Raw genomic sequence first — 22035 nt, 5'->3', positions numbered from 1 at the left:
CTCAGTTCCAGGGACGTGAATTGATGTGGATTTGACCGATATTAAAAGCGTGATATTCAAGTACGCTGATGCATCCGCTGTGCTTGTTGTCGATATGATAGCCGACTTTGACCGTTACATGTTTGGTATTACTGGATGCCTGATTGCTGGTGTTGAGATCATAAAGCACCATTGTTCCGCTCGGTGAAGGGTCGACTACATAAGTAACCGACGGAGTGAGCGTATAGAGCATTTTTCCGGCATTTCGGGAACAATTGCTGTCTGCGTCGATAGGAAGCGTGTAGTCGTCGATATCGTTCATATCGCTCCCCTCCGGTCCCAAAGAGGAGGCGTTGTAGTCAATTCCGATCGGTTGAATGCAGTTTCGTCCGCCGATAAAACCGCCGATACGGTATCCGCTGGAGGTATTGCATTCATAGGCAAGATTGCCTTGTGCGACGTTCAAAATTTGATTGTGTTCAGTATTGTTTTCATCCCACGGAAGGTTGATGATTGCCCCCATCAGAGTCATGGCGTTATACATGGCTTCTTCTTCGATCGCCGTTTTGGATGTTTGGTTCATGGCACTGACCAGCCGCGGAATAACGGTGAAAACGATACCGATAATGACAATAGAGAGAATCAGTTCGATCAACGTTAAGGCGCGTTTCATCGGAATACTTTGACCCCTTTTTGGATGATTTTTTGTGCAGGGGGTATCTGAAAATCAGACCCTTGAAACGTTCCGCTCGACACACCCGGAATGTGCGCAGTACCGAAAAACTGATAATCAAAACAGGGGTGCTGGCTGCATTTCGTATTGAGACCGAAATCATAATCGGCGGTAGTAGAGTACCATAACCATGAGGGAACTTCCAAATGGATGATTGCATGGGTTAGGGCGTCTGGATTGGATATTGTGATCGGATGCAGACCGTTTTGAGGAGAAGCGCTGCGGTTGATGCTAATAGTGGACGAGGCCCCCGTCTTGGTAGTCGTTGCAAAGTCGTCTCCACCGAGGATAGAACCTTCTGTCGCCGAACTATGGTTGAGATTGCGATACCATTTGAGAACGTTTTGAGGCATCCCCTCTACATAGCCGGAGGGGACGGTGCTGTAGACTTCAAGCTCAATCGGATTTGGGACTAAAGTCTGGTCGGTTCGGATATCATAAGCGCGCGCACGGCCGTAGAGATAGCTGGCCGATCCTAAAGGGGCTGTTGTCCCGCTGACACCGTCGCTGTCACTCAGTGCGGCATTGCTTATATTGAAATCAAAAGGGTTGAGTGCGCGCGCGCGGTTTCGGTCAAAATTGATTAAAACATTCAAAGGGGTTGCGCCATGAGTGAAAACGGTTTTGTCAAACGAAAGGGCGATCGGATCGGTTTTAGTGGTATTGCCGTCCGTGCCGCTGAGATTCTCATGATACAAAATTTTACTCAAAGGATCAGGAACTGTCGAGTGGAGTAACGTCAGTGTCGTATGTTTAGCATAACACCCTTTATCGTAATTGCGGGTTGTGTTCCCTTCTGCATTTTTTGCGGTGACAACAAGATTGAGTTGTGAGGACATGTTTAAATCACGGGAAAGATAGGTGAAAGCCCCCCCTCCCGAATTGAGGAGTGTCGCATTGAGGTCAAAATGATGCGGGATAACGGTAATTTGTGCATGTGCCGATCCGATGGGCAAAAGATTCGCCGTAAACGTAGTGCCGTCATACACATTGGTATCGCTGCAATCAACACGGGTATAACGTGAGGTACAGGCTTTAGCCGCATCGGAAATATTGATATCCACAATTCCCGCCTCACTGTAGCGGGTAGTGCGGATTTTGGTTCCGTCGGAAAATGTCCATCCGCTGTTTAAAACAGGGCTGAATGCCCCGATTGGACAGCTGATATTATGTTCGGCATAGGTGATATCGAAACTGTTTCCGACACTTTCATTGTAATCGAATGAGGAGTGTGCGGAAAAATTCGGGGCGGTAAAGGTGATATTAAAATCACTCCCTGCAACGGCATTGGGCGAAGTGAGTGCGAAAGAAGCGGGTCGTACGGAAAAACGGTCGCTGGAACGGGAAGTATCGGTTTCAAGCGTGATGGGACAGGCCGTATTCACATTGTTTTTCCAGTGGATGTCGACTACGGCGCTGTCATCGGCACCAACGGCACGATTGAGGGTAAACGTTGTCAATTCGCTTGTCGTATTGTTAAAAAGAAGTTTATTCCACCCGGTTAGATTTTGATCGGCAAGATTGACGATCCGTGTGCAAACGGTACCGTTATAATCTTGGAAAATACTACGGCTGGCATCCAAAGAGGCGATAGTTACGTTAAAGGGTTTTCCGACGATTTTGGTAGAGATGTAACGATCACTGATGGAGCGGAACGGGTCCCAAGCATCAAAATTTCCCCGTATTGATGGGGGGATGATTTGTACGGTTCCGCAGGACAATGCTTTGAGGGTAAAATTGTCAGCTACATGATAATTGCTGTTTGCCCCTGTAGATGCCGTGAGACTGAGAAGGTAGTTTTCAGGTGCTGCGGCAACTTGTGTCGCATTGATCCAGGGGATGATCGAAACATAGCCGCTTCCCGTATCGCGTTCAACGCTTACGAGGGTAGCATTGTTTCGGGTATCGATTAAGAGACGATAGTAATATCCGGGTCGCGGATTAGCCGGAGTACCGCTTATGTCATCGATTCCCGGAGTCAATGTTGCGGTTCCGCTGATGTAAGGGTATCCGGCACTGCTGTTTCCGCGAATACTGATCGAATCGGGCCTGAATCCGGGTCCGCCTATTCTCCCCTCGGTAGGATTGGAGAAATTCCCGTATTCATCCAGCCCGAATCCGAGCCATCCCCCCGCAAACCCGGGGCATCCTCCCGGAATTGTGCAGTCGCTTCCGGGGTTGCTTTTTTGCGCGTACCCCAAAGAACCTCCAAAAGCTCCGGAAGCAGGGGTAACGGTGGAATCAGAGAGGGTGATTGTCATCCCATCGGCACCATCGCCGCCGTATGCATAGGGCTGAAAGGTAATTTCGAGGTAATTATTATTGGCGGGTAATGCCCCTCTGAGGGTAATAGCGCTTGAGATCGCCAGTGTCGTATCGCTGAGGATCAGTCTTCCGTTTTGGACATTGGGGGTATAGTTGGTGGAGGAAATGATATTCCAGTTTGCACTGAGGGGAACGGTGGCATTGTATTCGGTAAAGTCCTCGGTACCGCAGGTGCTTAACGGAGGGGATACGGATACGCCGTTTCGTAAAGTATAAACACTGCTGGCCCCTTGGCTGCAGTTATCATTGCGGTAGGCGATAAAATCGGCATTGTAGGTCCCGTAGACTGAGGGGGCGGTAATCGTAAACGTTTCGGCATAGCTGCCTGAGCTGGTATGATTGGGGTGATTGACACAGGTATAGCTTCCGTTGCCGATACGCCATTGCGTCGATCCCCAGTCGTTGTTGGTACCGGTACCGTTGGTAGTCACATATACCCTTGCCGTAATAGAAGAGGAAGGGGTTACCGTGACATCGGAAGTTCCGTTGAGCGTAGCCGCCGTAATGGTTCTGTCGGCATAGGCTGAGGGGGTTGAAAAAATGAAAGAAACGGCCAGAACGATAAAAGAAAAGAATCGGTTGTAACGAGAGATAGTCGCGTCCATGTTACGGCTCGATCAGCTTAAACGTCCCTACGGTTGCGTTGTATTCCCAATAATCGTTTCCCTCCGGTTTATGCGCTAAATTACGATCTTTGGTTCCGCCGTTAGTGGCGGGACCATAGTAGCGGGGAGGGTTAAAGCTGTCGTTTCTCGACCAATCTCCATTGTCACTGTTTTTGAGAAGATTTTTAAATGGGTTGGCGGTATCGCCCATGTCGGCCGCATCAGGGTATCCTTCAGCATTCAGCAGAGTAGAATTTTGTTCATTTCCCCAAATAAAGGGGCAGTTGTTGGTGATCCATTCTCCGTGTGTCGCATCGACGGCACTTTGTACGGAAGCGGCGGTTGAGAGTTCGGAAGCGATTTTGGAGTTATCGATGAGGTTGGAAAATTTTGGAATCGCCACGGTCGAGAGAATTCCGATAATAACGATCACGAGAATAAGCTCTATGAGGGTAAAGCCTTCTCGCAATTTCATTTTAATACGTAGTTGTCTCGTTAAAATCTGCACCTGCTTTTGATGTAACATTCAAATCGCTCAAACATTTTTCTTGGCTGACAGCATCGACGAAATTGCTACACTCAATCATATAGGTTATGCTTCTGGTATCTGAATTAAGTCTGATGGTTGAAACGATTCCTTTTGTTGTTACATAAGTATAGGTACCGTTTGCATCCGCAGCATTGTAGGTCCACCCTTTTCCGGAGACTTTAACAAGGTCTTCCAATGTATAAGTCGTGTTGTTTTCCAATCCGACTTGATTGACAGCCGCATTAGCCGCACTTGATACGGTATCCATTGTGGTTTTAATGAGGGCCTTGACTTCAGCATTTTGCTGTAAATTCTTGTATTTCGGAATAGCAACAGCCGCTAATACTCCGATAATGACGATGACCATGATAAGTTCGATAAGTGTAAATGCACGACGTTTCATATGAATGATAACTCCTGAGCTAAAATACATCCTGTTTTTTAGGATGCTAATGAAACATTATCGTCAAATTATGCTTAATATTTGATGACCTCACCGTGCTTTGCGCTATAATCACGCTATTCATTTACACCCAGCAAGGGTAAATGAGAAGAGAATTTTCAAAGGAAGCTCAAATGAAACACGCATCCGCGGGCAAATACCGCCCTTATCCTCAAGTTGATTTGCCGAATCGTATTTGGCCTACCAAAACCATCACACACGCCCCTATCTGGTGCAGTGTCGATCTTCGCGACGGAAACCAGGCGTTGATCACCCCGATGAATTTGGATCAAAAACTTTCTCTCTTCTCACTCTTGCTGAAACTCGGATTCAAAAACATCGAAGTGGGCTTCCCTTCCGCGTCAAAGGTAGAGTTTGACTTTTTGCGCACCTTGGTCGAGCAAAAGTTAATCCCCGATGATGTGACGGTACAGGTGCTTGTCCAAGCGCGCGAACACTTGATCGACAAAACGTTCGAAGCTTTGGCAGGGGTCAAAAAAGCGATTGTCCATTTGTACAACTCCACGTCGGTGGCGCAGCGCAAGATCGTTTTCGGAAAAGAGCAGGACGAGATCATCGCATTGGCGTTAGAGGGGGTCGATATGGTGAAAGAGCGCGCGGCCAAGCACGACGGCGAGATCATGCTCGAATACTCCCCCGAGAGTTTTACGGGGACGGAGCTTGAATTTGCGGCCCGTATCTGTAACGCCGTGACCGATCGATGGGGAATCAGCGCGGAGCGCAAAGTGGTGATTAATCTTCCCGCAACGGTCGAGATGGCGACGCCGAACGTCTATGCCGATCAGATCGAGTGGATGAGCCGCCATCTCACCAACCGCGAGCACGTATTGATCTCGACCCATACCCATAACGACCGCGGAACCTCCGTTGCCGCGACGGAGTTGGCGTTGTTGGCGGGTGCTGATCGTGTCGAGGGGACGTTGCTCAGCAACGGCGAGCGTACCGGAAACGTCGATATCATCACGTTGGCGCTGAACATGTATACCCAAGGAGTCGATCCGGAGTTGGACTTCAGTGATTTGGAGACGGTCGTTCGCGTCGTCGAAGAGTGTACCGACATGAAAACCCATGAGCGTCATCCGTACGTCGGAGAGCTTGTTTATACGGCGTTTTCGGGATCGCACCAAGACGCGATCAACAAAGGGTTGGCGTATCAGCGTTCCAAAGAGGACCCGTTTTGGGAAGTTCCGTATTTGCCGATCGATCCGCAGGACGTGGGGCGCAACTACGAGGGGATCATCCGTATCAACTCCCAGTCAGGCAAAGGGGGCGTTGCCTATGTCCTCGAAGATAAATTCGGCTATTCATTGCCGAAGAAAATGCATCCTGAAATCGGGCGCATTGTTCAGCAGGTGACCGACGAAGCAGGTCGAGAACTCACCAGTGAAGAGATTTTGGATATTTTCGAGAAGACCTATTTCGGTGAGCCGCATGACATCGAGTTCGTCGATTACTCGGTAATTTCGGAGAGTGCGAAAGAGCACTCGGCCAAATGTGTGTTGGAATACACCCACAACGGCAAAGCGATCCGAAGCGAAGGGGTGGGGAACGGTCCGATCGATGCGTGTAAAAATGCATTGATGGTGGAGTATTCGCATAACTTTAAAATCCTTTCGTACAGCGAGCACTCACGCGGAGAGCTTTCTAGTGCCGAAGCGGTCGCCTACATCGAGATTCAAACGGAGAGTTTGGAAAAATTCTTCGGTGTCGGATGCGATAACGATATCACCGTCGCATCGATCAAAGCGATGTTCAGCGCTCTTAATAGAGCGTTTTCGTAATAACGATACTAATGTACTTTTCTGTTTAGCCAGAAAAGTACCAAAAGATCATACCGCGATCCAAAAGCGCTCGCGTGACTCCTTGCACTTCTGCATCGCACGCGGCTCTAGGAATTGGATCGCGGAGATTGTCTATCTGTAGATTTCGCATTTTGCGAAAATCATTTCATCAAATAATTTTCTGCCTTGCAACACTACCTAGAGCAAGGTCGCTCGCAGTAGTGTGAAGCGACCGCCAGCGATTTGTCGCAAGGCGATTTTCTTTTGTTTCTTTTCTTGTGAAAAAGAAAAGAAAGCCATCTTTCGCTATAATCGCGCAATTTTATCAATACTGTGAGTAACCAATGATGGATGTCCGCGAAGCCTTTTTGGCCTTTTTTGAATCAAAACAACACGAACGGGTTCCAAGTTCCCCACTTGTTCCCGATGATGCTACCCTCCTTTTTACCAATGCCGGTATGGTTCCGTTCAAGTCGATTTTTACGGGCGATATCCCTATCCCTGCCAACCCGCGCGCTACGAGTGCGCAAACATGTATCCGCGCCGGCGGTAAACATAATGACTTAGAGAACGTCGGTCATACGGCGCGTCACCATACGTTTTTCGAGATGCTCGGAAACTTCAGTTTCGGTGATTACTTCAAAGAAGAAGCAATCGCCCATGCATGGGAATTCGTTACCGAAGTGATGAAACTTCCGAAAGAGAAGTTGTGGGTTACCGTCCATGAGAGCGATGACGAAGCCGAAGAAATTTGGAAAAAGCATATCGCGGCGGATCGCATCATGCGTCTTGGGGATAAAGACAACTTCTGGCAGATGGGAGATACCGGACCGTGCGGACCGTGTTCGGAAATCTTCATCGATCAGGGTGCGGAACATTTTAACGGACCGGAAGACTACATGGGAGGAGACGGGGATCGATTCTTGGAAATCTGGAACCTCGTTTTCATGCAGTACGAGCGTAATGCCAAAGGTGAACTCAAACCTCTTCCGAAACCTTCCATCGATACGGGGATGGGTTTAGAGCGTGCTACCGCGGTGCTCGAAGGGGTCACCAGCAACTATGACAGCACCCTGTTTATGCCGATCATTAAAAAAGTAGAAGCCCTTATCGGAAAGCCGTACGTCTACGCTACGGGCGCCTCGTACCGTGTTATCGCCGATCATATCCGTACCGTTACGTTTTTACTTGCGCAGGGGACAAACTTCTCGAATGAAGGGCGCGGATACGTCTTGCGCCGTATCCTACGCCGTGCGGTTCGTCATGGGTATTTGCTCGGATTTACGAAACCGTTTATGTTTGAAGTGGCGGATACCGTAGCAGAGCTTATGGGGAAACAATACCCGTATATTGTCGAAAAACTTGCCGTCCTGAAAGAACAAATCATGCTCGAAGAGGAACGTTTCTTTAAAACGATCGCATCGGGAATCGAACTCTTTAACGAAGAGCTCAAAAATACCAAAGGGACGTTCAGCGGCGAAGTAGCATTCAAACTCTACGATACGTTCGGATTCCCGCTTGATCTGACCGAAGATATGCTGAGAGAGAAAAATCTTTCCCTCGATGTAGAGACGTTTGAGACGTTGATGTCTGAACAGCGCAAACGGGCAAAAGCGGCATGGAAAGGATCAGGTGACGCGCACGTCGAGGGGGATTTTAAAACCCTCCTCGAAACCTTCGGCGTCAACACGTTTATCGGTTATGCCTATACCAAAGCACCGGTTAAAATCCAAGCCCTTTTAGGGGAGAATTTCGAACGGGTCGATCAGCTTCATGCGCATCAAAAAGGTTGGGTCCTTCTCGAAGAGACCCCGTTCTATGCCGAAAGCGGCGGACAATGCGGTGATACCGGAACGTTGGATGATAAAGCAACCGTACTGGACACGAAAAAATTTCACGGATTGAACCTCTCCCATATTGAAACTAAAGCAACTCTCAGTGTCGGTGATACGGTAAACGCGCTCGTCGATCCGGAACGCAATGAAATCGCAAAACACCACTCGGCAACCCATTTGCTTCATGCCGCGTTGTATGAGGTGTTGGGAGAACATATCTCTCAAGCGGGATCATTGGTCGAACATAACCGCCTCCGCTTCGACTTCTCGCATCCTAAGGCGATGAGCCATGAAGAGATCGCTCTCGTCGAAGAGCGTGTCAATTATCATGTTTTCCATGCATTAGAGGGTATGACGCGCGAGATGAGCATCGACGATGCGAAAAAAAGCGGTGCGAAAGCACAGTTTGGAGAAAAATACGGCGATACGGTACGCGTCGTCAATTTCGGAACTGCATCAATCGAGTTTTGCGGCGGTGTCCACGTCGATAATACCGCAACCATCGGAACATTCGTCATCGTCAAAGAGAGCGGTGTGAGTGCAGGTGTGCGCCGTATCGAAGCGGTATGCGGAAATGCGGCCTACAACCTCTTTAAACAACAGCGTCATCTTCTCGAAGAGGTCGAAGCATCGGTCAAAAACCGCGATGTTTTGGCGGGTATCGAGCGTCTAAAAGAGCAGGTTAAAACGTTAAAACACGAGATGAGCGCATTGGCATCTTCGGCGAAAGAAGAGCTTGCCGTTACGATGATCGGCTCAACGGCGGTAGTGGTTGCCGAGCTCGGTGCGGGGGATATCAAAGAGCGTATCGATGAGCTTAAAAATCAGCACGATTCGGTCGCGGTACTCCTTTTCCAAATCAAAGATGACAAAGTGCTTCTCGCGGCAGGTGCTAAAAACACGCCTCTCAAAGCGGGTGACTGGATCAAAACAATCGCTCCGATCCTCGGCGGCGGCGGCGGGGGACGCCCGGATTTTGCCCAAGCGGGCGGGAAAGACGCTTCCAAACTCGGTGAAGCCAAAGATGCGGCATTGGCGTATGTGACAAAGGAACTTTCAAAATGAAAGAATTTTTGATCGAGACGTTTACTCACCATAGAACATTAATCGTTTTTTTGCACGTATTGAGTGCCGTTGTCTGGGTCGGTGGTATGATATCAATCCGTTTTGCGGCTCACCAATCGATGCAGCTTATCACTGATCCGAAGCTCCGTTTGGAGCGTGCTTCGCACACCCTCAAACGTCTTTTTGCCATCGTAACGCCGTTTGTTATTATCCTTATTGTTACAGCGGTATTGATGGCGGTAGGTCTCGGATTCCGTGCCGCCGCGATGGATGCATCGGGCAACGTCATCGATGAATATGCGATGAGCATCTATAATACCGTCCATATCAAAGAGGCGATTTGGCTCGTGATGACGATCAATCTCGGTGCGATGATGTTCCGACGTAAACGGGCGGAAAGAGCTTTGGAGATGGGGAATCTGGACGAAGCAAAAAATATGCTGGCTATCATCGCCAAATATATGGTTCCCGTGAACATTGTATTGGGTGTGACTGCCATCTTTATCGGTGTGGTACTCCGAAACGCGTATTAAACCATGATACGCTTAGCGTCTTCTTCGATCACCCGCGCTGAACTTCTCAAATCGGCGGGTATCCCTTTTCTTCAAGAGTCCGTCGATTTCGACGAAGACTCCATTATCGCAACTTCTCCCAAAAATTTCGTTTATCAAGCAACACTCGGAAAATACAGAGTCAACTTGGAAAAGTTCGGATGTGCAGATTATCCGCTTCTTGTCGCCGATACCGTCGTCACGGCACAGGGGAAGATTCTGCGCAAAGCGAAAGACGAAGCGGACGCAAGGGCTATTTTAGAGATGCAAAGCGGCTCCGAAGTCGCTATTATTACCTGTATGATCTATAAAACTCCGAGGTTGGAGCTGATCGATATCTCATCCACCCACTATTTTTTCGATGTTTTTGACCCTGAGTCCGTCGAAAGTTATCTCCGAAGCGGTGAGTGGCGGGGCAAAGCGGGTGCGTGCATGGTGGAGGGATTCTGCAAACCCTATATCCGTGAAGTACGCGGATTCGAGAGTACGGCTATGGGGCTTTGTACCGAAATACTGAAGCCGTTTCTATAAAGGAGATGCCGATGAAATTAGCCAGATTTGTTTTGATCGGATTGTTGCTTGGCGGATGTGCGACGGCACCGTTGACGAATCGGACGCAGTTTATCATGATCTCCTCCGAGCAGGAGATGGCATTGGGGGCGACCGAAGCGCAAAAAGTAGTACAGTCCTCCAAACTGAGCGGCGATAAGGCTTTGCAGGCTCGAATCAAGAGAATCGGCGAACGGATTGCCGCGGTGAGCGGCAGAAGCGATTATGTATGGGAATTTAACGTTATCCAAGACGATACCCCAAACGCGTTTTGTCTGCCGGGGGGAAAAGTCTTTTTTTACACGGGTATTTTAAAAATTACCGAAAATGATGATCAGATAGCGACGGTGATGGGGCATGAGATTGCCCATGCCCTCGCACGCCACGGTGCCGAGCGGATGTCGATGCAAAGTGCGAGCAATATCGGGGCGCAAGTGTTGGCGGCGGCTTTAAACGTCCCTCCCGAGTACCGAGATCTCTATGCGCAGGCGTACGGCGTTACGTCTCAAGTGGGGCTTATCCTCCCCTACAGCCGAAAATTCGAAAATGAGGCGGATCAAATCGGTGTCTATCTGATGTGGAAAGCGGGATACAATCCTGCACAGGCGCTTAAATTTTGGGAAAATATGGAAAAACTCTCCTCCAAAGGGCAAAAAGCGCCCGCATTTTTATCAACCCACCCTGCGGATAGCGAACGGATCAAGGCGATACGCGACTATATTCCTCTATTGCCTGCACAGCGATGATGAACCCCTACGAAAACGAACTTAAAGCGCTGAAACGCTCCGGCCGCTACCGTGAACGCCACATCCGTGATGACGCATTGATTGATGCCGCATCGAACGATTATCTGGGGCTTGCCCATAACAAAGAACTTCACCTAAAAGCGTGTGAAACCCTCTCGCTTTACCGTGATCACTCCCCGAAAGCCTCGATGCTGGTGAACGGCTACCATCCGATCCATGCGGCGTTTGAAAAGGCACTGTGCGAGGCAAACGGCTTTGAAGCGGGAATCGTCATGGGGAGCGGCTTTAACGCGAATATCGGTCTTATCGAAGCCCTTGTGCGCAAGGGGGATGTGCTTCTGATGGATGAGGAGTATCATGCCAGCGGCGTTGCGGGAGCACGGATGTGTGAGGGGGAGGTAATATTCTTCCCGCACAATGACGTGTCGGCATTGAATACAGAGTTGGAACGTGCTCGGGGGAAACGGGTGATCGTTGCGGTAGAGGGGATATACTCGATGGGGGGCGATTTGGTTCCCCGTGAGATCATCGATTTGGCGATAGAATACGAAGCTATTTTGATATTGGATGAAGCCCACAGCAGCGGCGTCATCGGAGAGCACCTGATGGGGATACTCGATTACTACGAGATCGTACCGACTCCGCTGATGATTAAAATGGGGACGTTGGGGAAAGCGTACGGAAGTTTCGGAGCTTATATCCTCTCATCGCGTCATATCAGCGAGTATCTTCTAAACCGAGCCAAAAACGTTATATACGCGACAGCCCCTTCACTGTATGATACGGCTCTGGCACACCGTGCATTGGAGTATATCCAAGCACATTCAGATGTGCTGCGCGGACAAATCGCCGCACGCCAAAACATCGTCTATGAGATACTGGGGTTAAGGTATAAGGGGTTGATCGTTCCGATTGAAATCGGAGATAACCGCGAAGTGATGCGGCTGCAGGAACAGCTTAAAAAAGAGATGGGATTTCACGTCGGAGCCATTCGGCAGCCGACGGTGAAAAAAGCGATAATAAGGCTGATCGCCAGACTCGATATCGATGAGATAGTTTTGGCGAAAGCGTGTGAGCGATTAACGCAGATTTGGGTAAAATAGCGCGATGAATACCATCCACATCGATCGGCTCAAAATCACTCATAAAGAGGAAGTGCTGGTTGATATTTCGTTTGATATTCGGCGTTCATTGGCTCTGGTCGGACAAAGCGGAAGCGGAAAATCGCTGACGCTTAAAGCTCTGTTGGGGCTTTTAGATCCGTCATTGGGAGTCCATATCGAGAAGCGGTGCGGTTTTGAATGGAAGAGAGGGGTAACACTCTCACTTGTTCCCCAAAACCCGTTTACCGCCTTGTCTCCGCTGACACGGATCAAAGATCAGATGTTCATACCAAAGGAAGAGAGCCTTGAGCTGTTTTCCCTTTTGGGACTGGATGAGGAGTTACTTGAGCGGTTTCCGCCCGAACTTTCAGGAGGGCAGCTGCAGCGGGTCGTAGTTGCTATCGCTTTGGGGTCGCGACCGAAGCTTTTGTTGTTGGATGAGCCGACGACGGCACTTGACCCTGCGTCAAAAGAGAGCATGATAGAATTGTTAAAAACATTACAGGGAAAAATGAATTTTTCAATGCTGTTTGTGACGCACGATATGAGTTCGGCATCGGCTTTATGTGAAGATATTTGCGTCATTTATAAAGGGCGAATGATTGAACGGGGGATTATCGAAGAGGTAATCCGCGCTCCGAAAGAGCCATATACTCAAGCGTTAATTGACGCCGAATTTAAAACCAGAGGATTTAGAAATTGATCAACCCTTATGAAGAAGTACCGCTACGGAAGAAAATGAGAAAATATCTGCTCATAACAGTGGGGATCGCTATTTTGATTCCGGTTGCATTTTTGGGGTATCTCATCTATTCATTTGAATATGAAACACAAAAATTGATCAAATATCAGCCCCGTTTGACGACAGAAGTCTATGATCGCAACGGGAACAAGATTGCCAATCTGTTCAGTGACGAACACCGCTACTACGTTTCGTATGAGAATATCCCTCCGAGATTGATTGAAGCATTGTTGGCGATTGAAGATACGACTTTTTTTGAACACAGCGGAGTCAATCCCGATGCGGTAATGCGGGCGATCATCAAAGACGTCAGTGCCGGTAAGCTCAAAGAGGGGGCGAGTACGATTACCCAGCAGCTGGTAAAAAACACCCTGTTGACCCGTGAGAAAAAATTCTCCCGTAAATTTAAAGAGGTTTTGTATTCGATCCGGATTGAGCAGGAGTTGACGAAAGAACAGATTTTAGAACGCTATTTCAACGAGATTTATCTGGGGCACGGCTATTACGGGATTAAAACGGCGGCTGACGGCTATTTTCGCAAACCACTAAAAGAGTTGAGCCTTAAAGAGATGGCGATGCTGGTCGGATTGCCGAAAGCGCCGAATTTTTACTCTCCGACAAAGAACTATGAACTCTCCTTAGGGCGTGCGAACCGCGTTATCGGACGTATGTTTGACCTGGGATGGATTGATCAGGCAACGTATGAAAAAGCGACGCAGGAACGCCCGAAAGTCTATAACGATACGCTCAGTAAAAATTCCGGCCCCTACATTATCGATGAGGTTATGCGTCAGCTCGGTGATGCGTTTCCCGATATCCGCAGCGGCGGCTACAAAATCTATACCACAATCGATATGCGGCTTCAGGAAGCGGGATATAAAGCGCTTCAATCAGGGCGTGATGAGATCTTAAAAAGGGCGCAGGAAGCGGGTGATCTGGATGAAAATATGCAGCGCCAGCTCAACGGTGCCCTTATCAGTCTAAATCCCCATACCGGAGAGGTTTTGGCGATGGTCGGGGGATATGATTACTCCCTTAGCCCGTACAACCGCGTAACTCAGGCAAAGCGCCAGCCGGGATCGGCATTTAAGCCGTTTTTGTATCAAGTAGCACTGGACAGCGGTATGTCCCCCTCATCCCTCGTTCCCGATATCGCCCGTACCTATACCTATGCGGGTAACGATGGCGAAGAGAAAACATGGCAGCCGAAAAACTACAAAAATGAGTACAAAGGGATGGTTACGATCCGAGATGCGCTGACCCATTCACGTAACCTTGCAACGATTAATATGGTCAGCGATATGGGATTCGGAAAAATTACCGAGGGACTAAGACGCTTCGGTATTACCGAAAACCTCCCGCCTGACCTATCGATTGCGCTGGGAACCATCTCGATTTCTCCGATGGATTTGGCTAAATATTATACGATGTTCGCCAGCGGCGGAGCGATGACCAATCCGATGCTGATCCGTGAAGTGATCACTCCGACAGGTGAAAATATCAAATACCAAAACAAAAGCCGCCAGGTTGATACGCCGCAGCAGATCTATCTGATGACGTCGATACTAAAAGACGTTGTTTCTCACGGAACCGGGACGAATGCACGTGTAGCAGGGATTGAAATCGCCGGAAAAACGGGGACGACGAACGATAATGTCGATGCATGGTTTGCCGGGTATTCTCCGACGGTAGAGACGATCGTCTGGTTCGGGCACGATAATAATACGCCGATGCGCCGAAGCGAGACGGGCGGACGTGCCGCGGCTCCAGTATTCCGTTATTATTACGAAGATATGCTGCGGATTTATCCGAATACCAAACGCTATTTTGATGTACCTGCCGGGGTTTATGTCGGATCGGGAAATGACGGAAACAATAGCGAATCGTACACCGATACCTCGGCAGTACCGGATGCGACTCAGGAAGAAGCACCGAAAACCGACGAAAAGTTGGTTTTCTAATTTGATCTTACGCACTTAATGAACAAAGTTCATCAAGCGGCAAGGACAAGATTGTCCCTGCCGACCCCCTAAAGCTTTCTGTATGAATACAGAAGATTTTAATTTTTTTTAAGGGGTTTTTATCTAAAATCCCACTTCACATTGGGGTATCGCCAAGCGGTAAGGCAACTGGTTTTGGTCCAGTCATTCGGGGGTTCGAATCCCTCTTCCCCATCCACCCTTCATTGCTTCAATCGATCTTCACTTTTTATTTTTTTTATCTTTTGTCGCGGCCGAGAGATAGAACCATGTAAGTCCTCCGATAACGATCAGTGTAACGGGAGCCAGATAGGGTTTGTCGACGATCATATCGTACGCCTTGATCAGTGCACCGCCGAAAACATAGCTCCCTCCACCGACGACAACAGCCCAGATGAGAGCGCCGAGTGCGTTATAGGCGCTGAATTTCCAAAAATCGTATTTGGTTAGGCCGATAGCTAGGGTAACGAGTGTTTTAAGGCCGTAGATGAATTTTTTAACGACAATGATCCATGAGCCGTTGCGTTTGAGCAGAAGATGCGAAAAAGCGAGTTTGCGGCGGTGCTTTTTGAAGTATTCCATCATTTCACGCTTGTGGTAGCGTGAAAAATAGAACATCAGCGTATCGCCGAGAAAGTTGGCGGCAAAAGCGACGGCGATAGAGATGGATAGGTCCATTTTACCCATAAAACTGAGAACACCCGCACCCAACAGGGCAACAAAGCCGCCACCCAAAGAGTAGAGGAATAAAACGATATATCCATAGGTCGATAAATTATTGAGCATGTCTTGCATGAGGTTACAATTTCCTTATTTTAGCTATTTCATCGCGCAAGCGCGCCGCTTCTTCGAATTCGAGTTTTTTCGCCGCTTCTCTCATCTTAATATTGAGTTCTTCGATCAGTTTTTTACGTTCTGCCGCAGGGAGGGTTTTCGCCTTTTTGGAGCGGTTATACAGCTCTGAAGGGTCTTCCAGTTTGAGATTCTCATCGAGTGAGCGTTTGGTGGTGATTGGAGTAATACCGTGCTTTTGGTTGTAGGCCTCTTGTACTGCGCGCCGATCGGTCGTAGTTTTGATTGCCCGCTCCATCGAGCCGGTTATTTTTTGGGCATAAAGGATAACGCGTCCGTGTTCGTTACGTGCGGCACGCCCGATGGTTTGGATGAGTGAGGTCTCTGAGCGCAAAAACCCCTCTTTATCCGCATCCAAAATAGCGACAAGACTCACTTCGGGGAGATCCAATCCTTCCCGCAGAAGATTGATCCCGATGAGGACGTCGAAATCCCCGACACGGAGTCCGCGAATGATCTGGTTGCGTTCGATTGCATCGATTTCGGAATGCATGTATTGCACTTTGATCCCCAAATCGGCGAGGTATTTCGTGAGCGCTTCGGCCATTTTTTTGGTCAATACGGTGACGAGGACACGATCGCCGAGGGCTACCGTCTTTTTAATCTCGTCATGCAGGTCTTCGACCTGATTTTCGCTCGGCTTGATCGTGATGATCGGATCGAGCAATCCGGTAGGGCGGATAATCTGATGGGCGATGGTGGTGCTGATATCGATCTCCTGCGCGGCAGGGGTAGCGGAGACGAACATATAGTGGGGCGCTTTATTCATGAACTCATCGATCATCAGCGGGCGGTTATCCAGGGCACTCGGGAGGCGGAAACCGTAGTCGACGAGAACCTCTTTACGGCTTCGATCCCCGGCAAACATTCCCCGAAACTGCGGCAAGCTCACATGGCTTTCATCGACGATGATCAGATATTTGTCGTGATGAAGGGCGAAATAATCGAGCAGCGTATAGGGCGCTTCGCCCGGTTTTTTGTCGGTGAGATGGCGGGAGTAGTTTTCGATCCCTTTGCACATCCCCGTTGCCTGAAGCATCTCCAGATCGAATTCACACCGTTGTTTGAGCCGCTGCGCTTCGACGATTTTCCCCTCTTTATCGAGCTGTGCCAGACGTTCTCCCAGCTCATCTTCGATCCGTTTGATCGCGCGGGAGAGTTTCTCCTGCCCGACGGCAAACTGACTGGTGGCGTAGATCGTGATCGTTTCGATGGTTTCGACGACGGAGTTGTTGAGAGGCTCGAAAAGGGCGAGACGTTCAACCTCATCGCCGAAAAACTCGATCCGTAATGCCTGATCCTGCCAGTAGGGGGGATAGATATCGACGACTTCGCCGTTGACCCGAAAGTGCCCGCCGTCGAAATAGCTGTCGTTGCGGGCATATCCCATCTCAACAAGGCGGAGGAGGAGTTTCTTCTGACTGATCTCATCGCCTATGGTGACAACCTGCACCATTTTCTCATACTCTTCAGGATCCCCCAACCCGTAGTTCGCGGAGACGGAAGCTACGACGATAACATCGTCATAACTGAGGAGATTGGCGGTAGCCGAGAGGCGTAAACGCTCCAGTTCGTCGTTGATGGAACTGTCTTTTTCGATGAACAAATCCTGGCGGGGGATATAGGCTTCAGGCTGATAATAGTCGTAGTAGCTGATGAAATACTCGACGTGGTTTTCGGGAAAGAAAGAGCGAAATTCGCTGTAGAGCTGCGCCGCCAATGTCTTGTTATGGGTCATGATGATCGTCGGGAGCTGAACCTGCTCGATTACCCGCGCCATCGTCATCGTTTTCCCCGAACCGGTGACCCCTTCCAAGGCGACGTAGCGTTCGCCACGTTTTATGCCGCTGCTGAGTGCTTCGATGGCGACGGGCTGATCACCGGCGGGCTGATAGGGAGAATGGACTTTAAAAATCGGCAATGAAACACCCTAAGAATAAATTATGAAATTATAGCGGAATTGTTGTTTGCACTTATGAAATGAGGCTAGGGTGCAAATATTTGCCTATACGCTGCTGAGTACGTTTGGAATTGACTGTTGAAAATGAAGCAAGATTACGGTTTCTTCCTAGAATTTGAGATAAAAAATATTGTGATGTATATTAAATAAGTTTATAATAAATTATAAAATATATTAATTTGCGACATATTTGCAACATACTTTCTGTACTATTTTGACGAATAATAGATAATGATCTTAAGGAAAATCGAGTATGTTTAACAAAGCAGCAATAAGAACGCCTATTAGAGGAGAAACAAGCACTTGAATCTAAATTTTTAATAGTTGAAAAAAAAAATAGCCAACTTGAAGCCATTTCTTCATTTTCCTATGATGAATACATGGTAGCAATAGATTTGTACGGTCAAGTGATTGCATCTAATACCGCTTTTGAAACGCTTTCCCATCAAGAAACAATAATTTCCGAGTTGAAAAAAAATCGTTCAAGCATCAAAGTGGGCGAATGCGAGGCCGAAGTAAAATACCAATCTATCAAGGATGCAACAGTTTATCGGTTCAAAAAAAGCGATGTCCGACATGACCAAAGCTTGCTAGAAACTCATCATGCGTCAATCCATCAGGCACTCAAAAATAATCAAGATGTATTTACTTCTATGGTAGAACATTTACGCATCATGTCAAAAGATGCCATTCAAATGACCCATGATTCTAATGAAGCAAGCGAACTAGCCACAGAAGCCATGGTTCAGACCGATCAACTTTCATTGTTTTTGGGTGAGGCTGTACAATCAACAATCCAGCTCGCACAACGAAGCGGAGAGATTTCGAGCATTATTGCCCTAATCAAAGATATAGCAGATCAAACTAATCTATTGGCATTAAATGCCGCTATTGAAGCGGCACGTGCAGGTGAACATGGCCGCGGATTCGCAGTTGTTGCGGATGAGGTCAGAAAGCTTGCCGAGAGGACGCAAAAAGCGACCAAAGAGATTGAAATCGTCGTTCAGACTATGCAGCAAGAGACCACCGATATTCAAAACAGTACTGAAGAGATAAATAATCTTGCATTAAAAACTAAAAACCTTATCGTATCTATCAACAATGATATTATCATGTTTAAAAATAATGCGATTGATGCTGAAAAAGAGACCAGCATACTTGCTGATTTCGCCTTTGGCAGTTTGGCAAAAGTTGATCATGTTATCTATAAAAACAACGTTTATACGCTCATATTCGGTGAAAAATCCGAATTTAGAGAAATGGATCATACCGCATGCCGTTTGGGCAAATGGTATAAAACTCTTGGATTGGAAGTATACGGTAAGACCAATGCCTATAAAAATCTTGAACGGCCGCACAGTATTGTCCACCGTGAAGCAAATGAATTGGCCAAAAAATGCTCCGGTAACAATGTGACATGTTCCAGAGAGGAAATAAAAAAATCAATAGATGCGATTGAAAGTGCCAGTACCGATGTATTCCGAATTCTTGATGAAATGATAAAGGAAAAGCAATAGCATTTATCGTCTATTAGCTCAATCAATCTCTTTTCAAGGCTCAAAACTTATTGGCTTTTGTCACTGCCGGATCGGGCTATTGCTTTCGGAAGCTCAATCCAAAGAGCTTTAAGAGAGAGCTCGAGATCGTAGATGAATAACAAAAGCGATACTATCAGGCTGATCACACTGAGTATAAACATGATCACGAGAAAATGAGTGATATTCAGATGACACAAAGCGGATCCGAACAATCCTATAATCAGGATTGAAACGAACAAAATGCTAAGTACGGCCAAAAAATTGCTGCTTCGTATGACCTTTGCCCTTACGGAGAGTATTTTCAGTTCCGATAAAATCCGTTCCTGATCTGCTTCCGAAGCGCTTCGGTACTCTACCGAAAGCTGGCGGGTTCTGTCGACGGTACGTCCGAAACGGTTGGTCAGGCTTAAAAGGACCAAACCGATTCCCGAAATGAGAATGACGGGGCTGATAGACAATTGCAACGTACCGACAAGATCGTTAAGCAACATGACATACCTTCGTGGCTATTTTCGAATATTATAGCGATTATCCGATTTGAAAACATCTCATTGAGAGGGTAGCGTGTTGAAACCCCTCATAGATCGTTGTTATCGCTTCATCCTCTTTTTGTGATCCCAAGATAGGGAGAATCGGAAGGTAATGCTCCAGTGTCGGATGAGCATGGTTAAAGTGGGGGAGATCATAATTAATAATTTTCTCATGATGGTCTATAAGCGCATCCGCAAAAGCGGTGTCAAACTCTTTCGCCCATGGTACGACCGGAGCATCGCGTTCTGGCTCAATATCGCTGAGATTATGGGTCACATTGCCGCTGCCGATAATCATGACCCCCTGATCTCGGAGCTGTGAGAGAGTTTTCCCTAACGCATAATGCCATGATGCGGGTTTGCTCAAATCGATCGAGAGTTGAAAGACGGGGACATCATGGTCGGGAAAGAGATGGACCAAAACAGACCATGCTCCGTGATCAAGACCGTGACGGCGGTCAATCCGCGCATGGGTCAAATGGGCTAAAAGCATGCTGGCGGACATTTCTCCGGGTGCATCATAGCGTACCAAATAAAGAGAATCGGGAAAGCCGTAAAAATCATGTATCGTCTCTGGTTTATCCACAACCGACACCACCGATTCGTTTGTAGCCCAATGCGCCGAGATGATGAGAATGGCTTTGGGTTTGGACAACGTTTTGCCGAGCTGTTTGAGGCTGCGGGTATAAGGGTTGTCATCGATGACATTCATCGGTGAGCCGTGACTGATAAAAATGGCGCTTTGACGCATGATAAGGTTCCTTTTTGGGGATGCATCGGCAGCCAAAGCTGCCAGAAGTGCTAAAAATTGACGGCGGTTCATATTCGGCGGCTATTGAGTCAATATTCCTTCGAGTTGAACATCCAATTTGATTACATCTCCCACGGCAACACCACCCGCTTCGAGGGCTGTATTCCATGTAATGCCGTAATCTTTGCGGTTAAGTTGACCGCTCAGTCCCAAACCGACACGGGTATTGCCCCATGGGTCTTTGACGACACCGTTATTCTCAAGAGCCAGTATGACATTTTTCGTTACCCCGTGCATGGTCAGTTTTCCATACGCTTTGTCCCCTTTGACTTTATCCAAAGAAAATGTAATCGACGGATATTTTTGGACATCGAACAAATCGGGCGCTTTGAGATGATCGTCTCTTTTTGTATTGGCGGTATTGATGGAGTTGACATCGATTTTTCCGTTTAACGACTTGAGTGTTTTGGTTTTCTCATCGTATTCGAATGACCCGTTGAAGGTATCAAATTTGCCCGATACTTCGGAAATCATCATATGTTTGACTTTGAATCCGACATTTGAATGGGTAGTATCCACGTTATAGTTTCCTGCAAACACGGATACAGACCCTAGTAAACATAGGGCTAAAAGAGTAGAGAATTTTTTCATTGTATTTCCTTTTATGTATTTAGTTTTGGTGCATCGGCACGTCAAATAACAAGACCGTAGACTCTGTAAGTGCTAATAGAGTGTATTCCTCCTCATCAGTGATTTGCAGTTCATCTCTTGCTTCAAGGGTATGATCTGCTATGTCTACTTTTCCTTCGACAATAAAAATCAATCGACCGTGACCCGTTCGGACGGGTGGAATCGATATCGTTTTGCCGATCGTCACTTCGGCCGAATAAACAGCGGCATCTTGTTTAATAGTTATCGAATCATCACGTCCGTCACCGCTGATAAGGGTGACCCATTTGTCGGTTTTATCGTGGTGGATAAAGCTGCGCTGTTCGTATCGGGGAGTTCCTCCGTTTTGAGCGGGGTGGATCCAAATTTGAAAAATGGAGGTATCCGACTCATCGGCTGCATGTTCGGAGTGAAAAACGCCGCTTCCGGCACTCATGTATTGAATTTCTCCCGCATGGATGGTGCCGTGATTCCCCTCTGAGTCTTTGTGTACCAATGAACCTTTCGTAACAATGGAGACGATCTCCATATTTTTATGCGGGTGCATTCCAAACCCGCTTCCCGCTTCGATGAGATCATCGTTGATAACACGCAGCGCTCCGAATCCCATCCGTGCAGGATTGTGGTATTCGGCGAATGAAAAACTAAAACGGCTGTGGAGCCAGCCGTGTTCGGCGCTGCCGCGCTTTGCTGAGCGGTGAAGTATCAGTGACATCGTATTCTCCTTGTTAAAGTACTAATTAGTACTAT

At 47.9% G+C, this 22035-nt stretch carries 19 protein-coding genes, 1 tRNA gene and 1 pseudogene; 11 read left to right on the top strand and 10 right to left on the bottom strand.

The window, feature by feature from the left end:
* Position 1: 1 nt before the first annotated feature.
* The 4 genes from SULKU_RS11235 to SULKU_RS14580 are packed head-to-tail and all read right to left on the bottom strand — an operon-like array spanning position 2 to position 4574.
* A complete protein-coding gene (locus SULKU_RS11235; protein ID WP_013461090.1) occupies positions 2 to 652 on the bottom strand; it encodes a type II secretion system protein in 651 nt (216 codons plus the stop codon).
* On the bottom strand, positions 649 to 3642 hold the full coding sequence (locus SULKU_RS11230) for an L-type lectin family protein (RefSeq protein WP_013461089.1): 2994 nt from the start codon (positions 3640 to 3642) through the stop codon (positions 649 to 651). The genes SULKU_RS11235 and SULKU_RS11230 overlap by 4 nt, the downstream gene beginning before the upstream one ends.
* 1 nt (position 3643) lies before the next feature.
* Positions 3644 to 4117 (bottom strand): prepilin-type N-terminal cleavage/methylation domain-containing protein, encoded by a 474-nt coding sequence (locus SULKU_RS11225; RefSeq protein ID WP_013461088.1) that lies wholly within the window; start codon positions 4115 to 4117, stop codon positions 3644 to 3646.
* Position 4118: 1 nt separating this feature from the next.
* A complete protein-coding gene (locus tag SULKU_RS14580) occupies positions 4119 to 4574 on the bottom strand; it encodes a type II secretion system protein (protein WP_013461087.1) in 456 nt (151 codons plus the stop codon).
* A 173-nt stretch (positions 4575 to 4747) separates the two neighbouring features.
* Here SULKU_RS14580 and leuA point away from each other — a divergent pair, with 173 nt between their 5' ends.
* The 9 genes from leuA (at position 4748) to SULKU_RS11175 (ending at position 15184) form a co-directional block, all read left to right on the top strand.
* Positions 4748 to 6415 carry a 2-isopropylmalate synthase gene (leuA, locus tag SULKU_RS11215; protein ID WP_013461086.1) on the top strand — a complete coding sequence of 556 codons (1668 nt, stop codon included), beginning with the start codon at positions 4748 to 4750 and terminating at the stop codon, positions 6413 to 6415.
* 347 nt (positions 6416 to 6762) lie between these two features.
* Positions 6763 to 9315 (top strand): alanine--tRNA ligase, encoded by a 2553-nt coding sequence (alaS, locus tag SULKU_RS11210; RefSeq protein ID WP_041666811.1) that lies wholly within the window; start codon positions 6763 to 6765, stop codon positions 9313 to 9315.
* Complete coding sequence (locus tag SULKU_RS11205; protein ID WP_013461084.1) at positions 9312 to 9848, top strand: hypothetical protein; 537 nt, start codon at positions 9312 to 9314, stop codon at positions 9846 to 9848. Before alaS ends, SULKU_RS11205 begins: the two co-directional genes overlap by 4 nt.
* A 3-nt stretch (positions 9849 to 9851) precedes the next feature.
* Positions 9852 to 10397: a septum formation inhibitor Maf gene (maf, locus tag SULKU_RS11200; protein WP_013461083.1), complete on the top strand. Its 546-nt coding sequence runs from the start codon at positions 9852 to 9854 to the stop codon at positions 10395 to 10397.
* A gap of 11 nt (positions 10398 to 10408) precedes the next feature.
* A complete protein-coding gene (locus SULKU_RS11195; RefSeq protein WP_013461082.1) occupies positions 10409 to 11161 on the top strand; it encodes a M48 family metallopeptidase in 753 nt (250 codons plus the stop codon).
* On the top strand, positions 11158 to 12264 hold the full coding sequence (locus tag SULKU_RS11190) for an aminotransferase class I/II-fold pyridoxal phosphate-dependent enzyme (RefSeq protein ID WP_013461081.1): 1107 nt from the start codon (positions 11158 to 11160) through the stop codon (positions 12262 to 12264). The genes SULKU_RS11195 and SULKU_RS11190 overlap by 4 nt, the downstream gene beginning before the upstream one ends.
* A 4-nt stretch (positions 12265 to 12268) precedes the next feature.
* A complete protein-coding gene (locus SULKU_RS11185; RefSeq protein ID WP_013461080.1) occupies positions 12269 to 12967 on the top strand; it encodes an ATP-binding cassette domain-containing protein in 699 nt (232 codons plus the stop codon).
* Between the two features lie 35 nt (positions 12968 to 13002).
* Complete coding sequence (locus tag SULKU_RS11180; RefSeq protein WP_013461079.1) at positions 13003 to 14967, top strand: penicillin-binding protein 1A; 1965 nt, start codon at positions 13003 to 13005, stop codon at positions 14965 to 14967.
* Between the two features lie 142 nt (positions 14968 to 15109).
* Positions 15110 to 15184, top strand: a tRNA-Gln gene (locus SULKU_RS11175).
* A 23-nt stretch (positions 15185 to 15207) separates the two neighbouring features.
* Here the strand turns inward: SULKU_RS11175 and SULKU_RS11170 are convergent.
* Positions 15208 to 15780, bottom strand: coding sequence for a DedA family protein (locus tag SULKU_RS11170; RefSeq protein WP_013461078.1), 573 nt, complete (start codon positions 15778 to 15780; stop codon positions 15208 to 15210).
* Positions 15781 to 15784: 4 nt separating this feature from the next.
* Positions 15785 to 17758: an excinuclease ABC subunit UvrB gene (gene uvrB / locus SULKU_RS11165; RefSeq protein ID WP_013461077.1), complete on the bottom strand. Its 1974-nt coding sequence runs from the start codon at positions 17756 to 17758 to the stop codon at positions 15785 to 15787.
* 419 nt (positions 17759 to 18177) lie between these two features.
* Here uvrB and SULKU_RS15475 point away from each other — a divergent pair.
* Positions 18178 to 18825 (top strand): annotated as a pseudogene (locus tag SULKU_RS15475) (methyl-accepting chemotaxis protein); the annotation flags it as partial.
* Positions 18808 to 19314 carry a CZB domain-containing protein gene (locus tag SULKU_RS15470; RefSeq protein ID WP_425358598.1) on the top strand — a complete coding sequence of 169 codons (507 nt, stop codon included), beginning with the start codon at positions 18808 to 18810 and terminating at the stop codon, positions 19312 to 19314. The pseudogene SULKU_RS15475 and the gene SULKU_RS15470, both read left to right, overlap by 18 nt.
* Before the next feature lie 47 nt (positions 19315 to 19361).
* Here SULKU_RS15470 and SULKU_RS11155 read toward each other — a convergent pair whose 3' ends face one another.
* The 4 genes from SULKU_RS11155 to SULKU_RS11140 all read right to left on the bottom strand — a co-directional run bounded on the left by SULKU_RS11155 (position 19362) and on the right by SULKU_RS11140 (position 22000).
* Positions 19362 to 19826 carry a DUF2721 domain-containing protein gene (locus tag SULKU_RS11155; protein WP_013461075.1) on the bottom strand — a complete coding sequence of 155 codons (465 nt, stop codon included), beginning with the start codon at positions 19824 to 19826 and terminating at the stop codon, positions 19362 to 19364.
* 37 nt (positions 19827 to 19863) lie between these two features.
* Positions 19864 to 20616, bottom strand: coding sequence for a 4,5-DOPA-extradiol-dioxygenase (gene ygiD / locus SULKU_RS11150; RefSeq protein ID WP_013461074.1), 753 nt, complete (start codon positions 20614 to 20616; stop codon positions 19864 to 19866).
* Positions 20617 to 20697: 81 nt separating this feature from the next.
* Entirely contained in the window at positions 20698 to 21267 is a 570-nt protein-coding gene (locus SULKU_RS11145; protein ID WP_013461073.1) for a YceI family protein, read from the bottom strand.
* A 19-nt stretch (positions 21268 to 21286) separates the two neighbouring features.
* On the bottom strand, positions 21287 to 22000 hold the full coding sequence (locus SULKU_RS11140; RefSeq protein WP_013461072.1) for a pirin family protein: 714 nt from the start codon (positions 21998 to 22000) through the stop codon (positions 21287 to 21289).
* Positions 22001 to 22035: the final 35 nt, after the last annotated feature.

It is taken from the genome of Sulfuricurvum kujiense DSM 16994, assembly GCF_000183725.1.
Classification (GTDB): Bacteria; Campylobacterota; Campylobacteria; order Campylobacterales; family Sulfurimonadaceae; genus Sulfuricurvum; species Sulfuricurvum kujiense.
This window is presented reverse-complemented; position numbering and strand designations above follow the sequence as displayed.

What these genes read in the sequence shown, in the direction of transcription:
- SULKU_RS11145 (WP_013461073.1), bottom strand. Translation starts at nt 21,267, where the DNA reads ATGAAAAAATTCTCTACTCTTTTAGCCCTATGTTTACTAGGGTCTGTA.
- SULKU_RS11185 (WP_013461080.1), top strand. Translation starts at nt 12,269, where the DNA reads ATGAATACCATCCACATCGATCGGCTCAAAATCACTCATAAAGAGGAA.
- SULKU_RS11155 (WP_013461075.1), bottom strand. Translation starts at nt 19,826, where the DNA reads ATGTTGCTTAACGATCTTGTCGGTACGTTGCAATTGTCTATCAGCCCC.
- SULKU_RS11225 (WP_013461088.1), bottom strand. Translation starts at nt 4,117, where the DNA reads ATGAAATTGCGAGAAGGCTTTACCCTCATAGAGCTTATTCTCGTGATC.
- ygiD (WP_013461074.1), bottom strand. Translation starts at nt 20,616, where the DNA reads ATGCGTCAAAGCGCCATTTTTATCAGTCACGGCTCACCGATGAATGTC.
- leuA (WP_013461086.1), top strand. Translation starts at nt 4,748, where the DNA reads ATGAAACACGCATCCGCGGGCAAATACCGCCCTTATCCTCAAGTTGAT.
- SULKU_RS11230 (WP_013461089.1), bottom strand. Translation starts at nt 3,642, where the DNA reads ATGGACGCGACTATCTCTCGTTACAACCGATTCTTTTCTTTTATCGTT.
- SULKU_RS11190 (WP_013461081.1), top strand. Translation starts at nt 11,158, where the DNA reads ATGATGAACCCCTACGAAAACGAACTTAAAGCGCTGAAACGCTCCGGC.
- SULKU_RS11195 (WP_013461082.1), top strand. Translation starts at nt 10,409, where the DNA reads ATGAAATTAGCCAGATTTGTTTTGATCGGATTGTTGCTTGGCGGATGT.
- SULKU_RS14580 (WP_013461087.1), bottom strand. Translation starts at nt 4,574, where the DNA reads ATGAAACGTCGTGCATTTACACTTATCGAACTTATCATGGTCATCGTC.
- SULKU_RS11235 (WP_013461090.1), bottom strand. Translation starts at nt 652, where the DNA reads ATGAAACGCGCCTTAACGTTGATCGAACTGATTCTCTCTATTGTCATT.
- SULKU_RS11205 (WP_013461084.1), top strand. Translation starts at nt 9,312, where the DNA reads ATGAAAGAATTTTTGATCGAGACGTTTACTCACCATAGAACATTAATC.
- SULKU_RS11180 (WP_013461079.1), top strand. Translation starts at nt 13,003, where the DNA reads ATGAGAAAATATCTGCTCATAACAGTGGGGATCGCTATTTTGATTCCG.
- SULKU_RS11140 (WP_013461072.1), bottom strand. Translation starts at nt 22,000, where the DNA reads ATGTCACTGATACTTCACCGCTCAGCAAAGCGCGGCAGCGCCGAACAC.
- SULKU_RS15470 (WP_425358598.1), top strand. Translation starts at nt 18,808, where the DNA reads ATGCAGCAAGAGACCACCGATATTCAAAACAGTACTGAAGAGATAAAT.
- alaS (WP_041666811.1), top strand. Translation starts at nt 6,763, where the DNA reads ATGGATGTCCGCGAAGCCTTTTTGGCCTTTTTTGAATCAAAACAACAC.
- maf (WP_013461083.1), top strand. Translation starts at nt 9,852, where the DNA reads ATGATACGCTTAGCGTCTTCTTCGATCACCCGCGCTGAACTTCTCAAA.
- SULKU_RS11170 (WP_013461078.1), bottom strand. Translation starts at nt 15,780, where the DNA reads ATGCAAGACATGCTCAATAATTTATCGACCTATGGATATATCGTTTTA.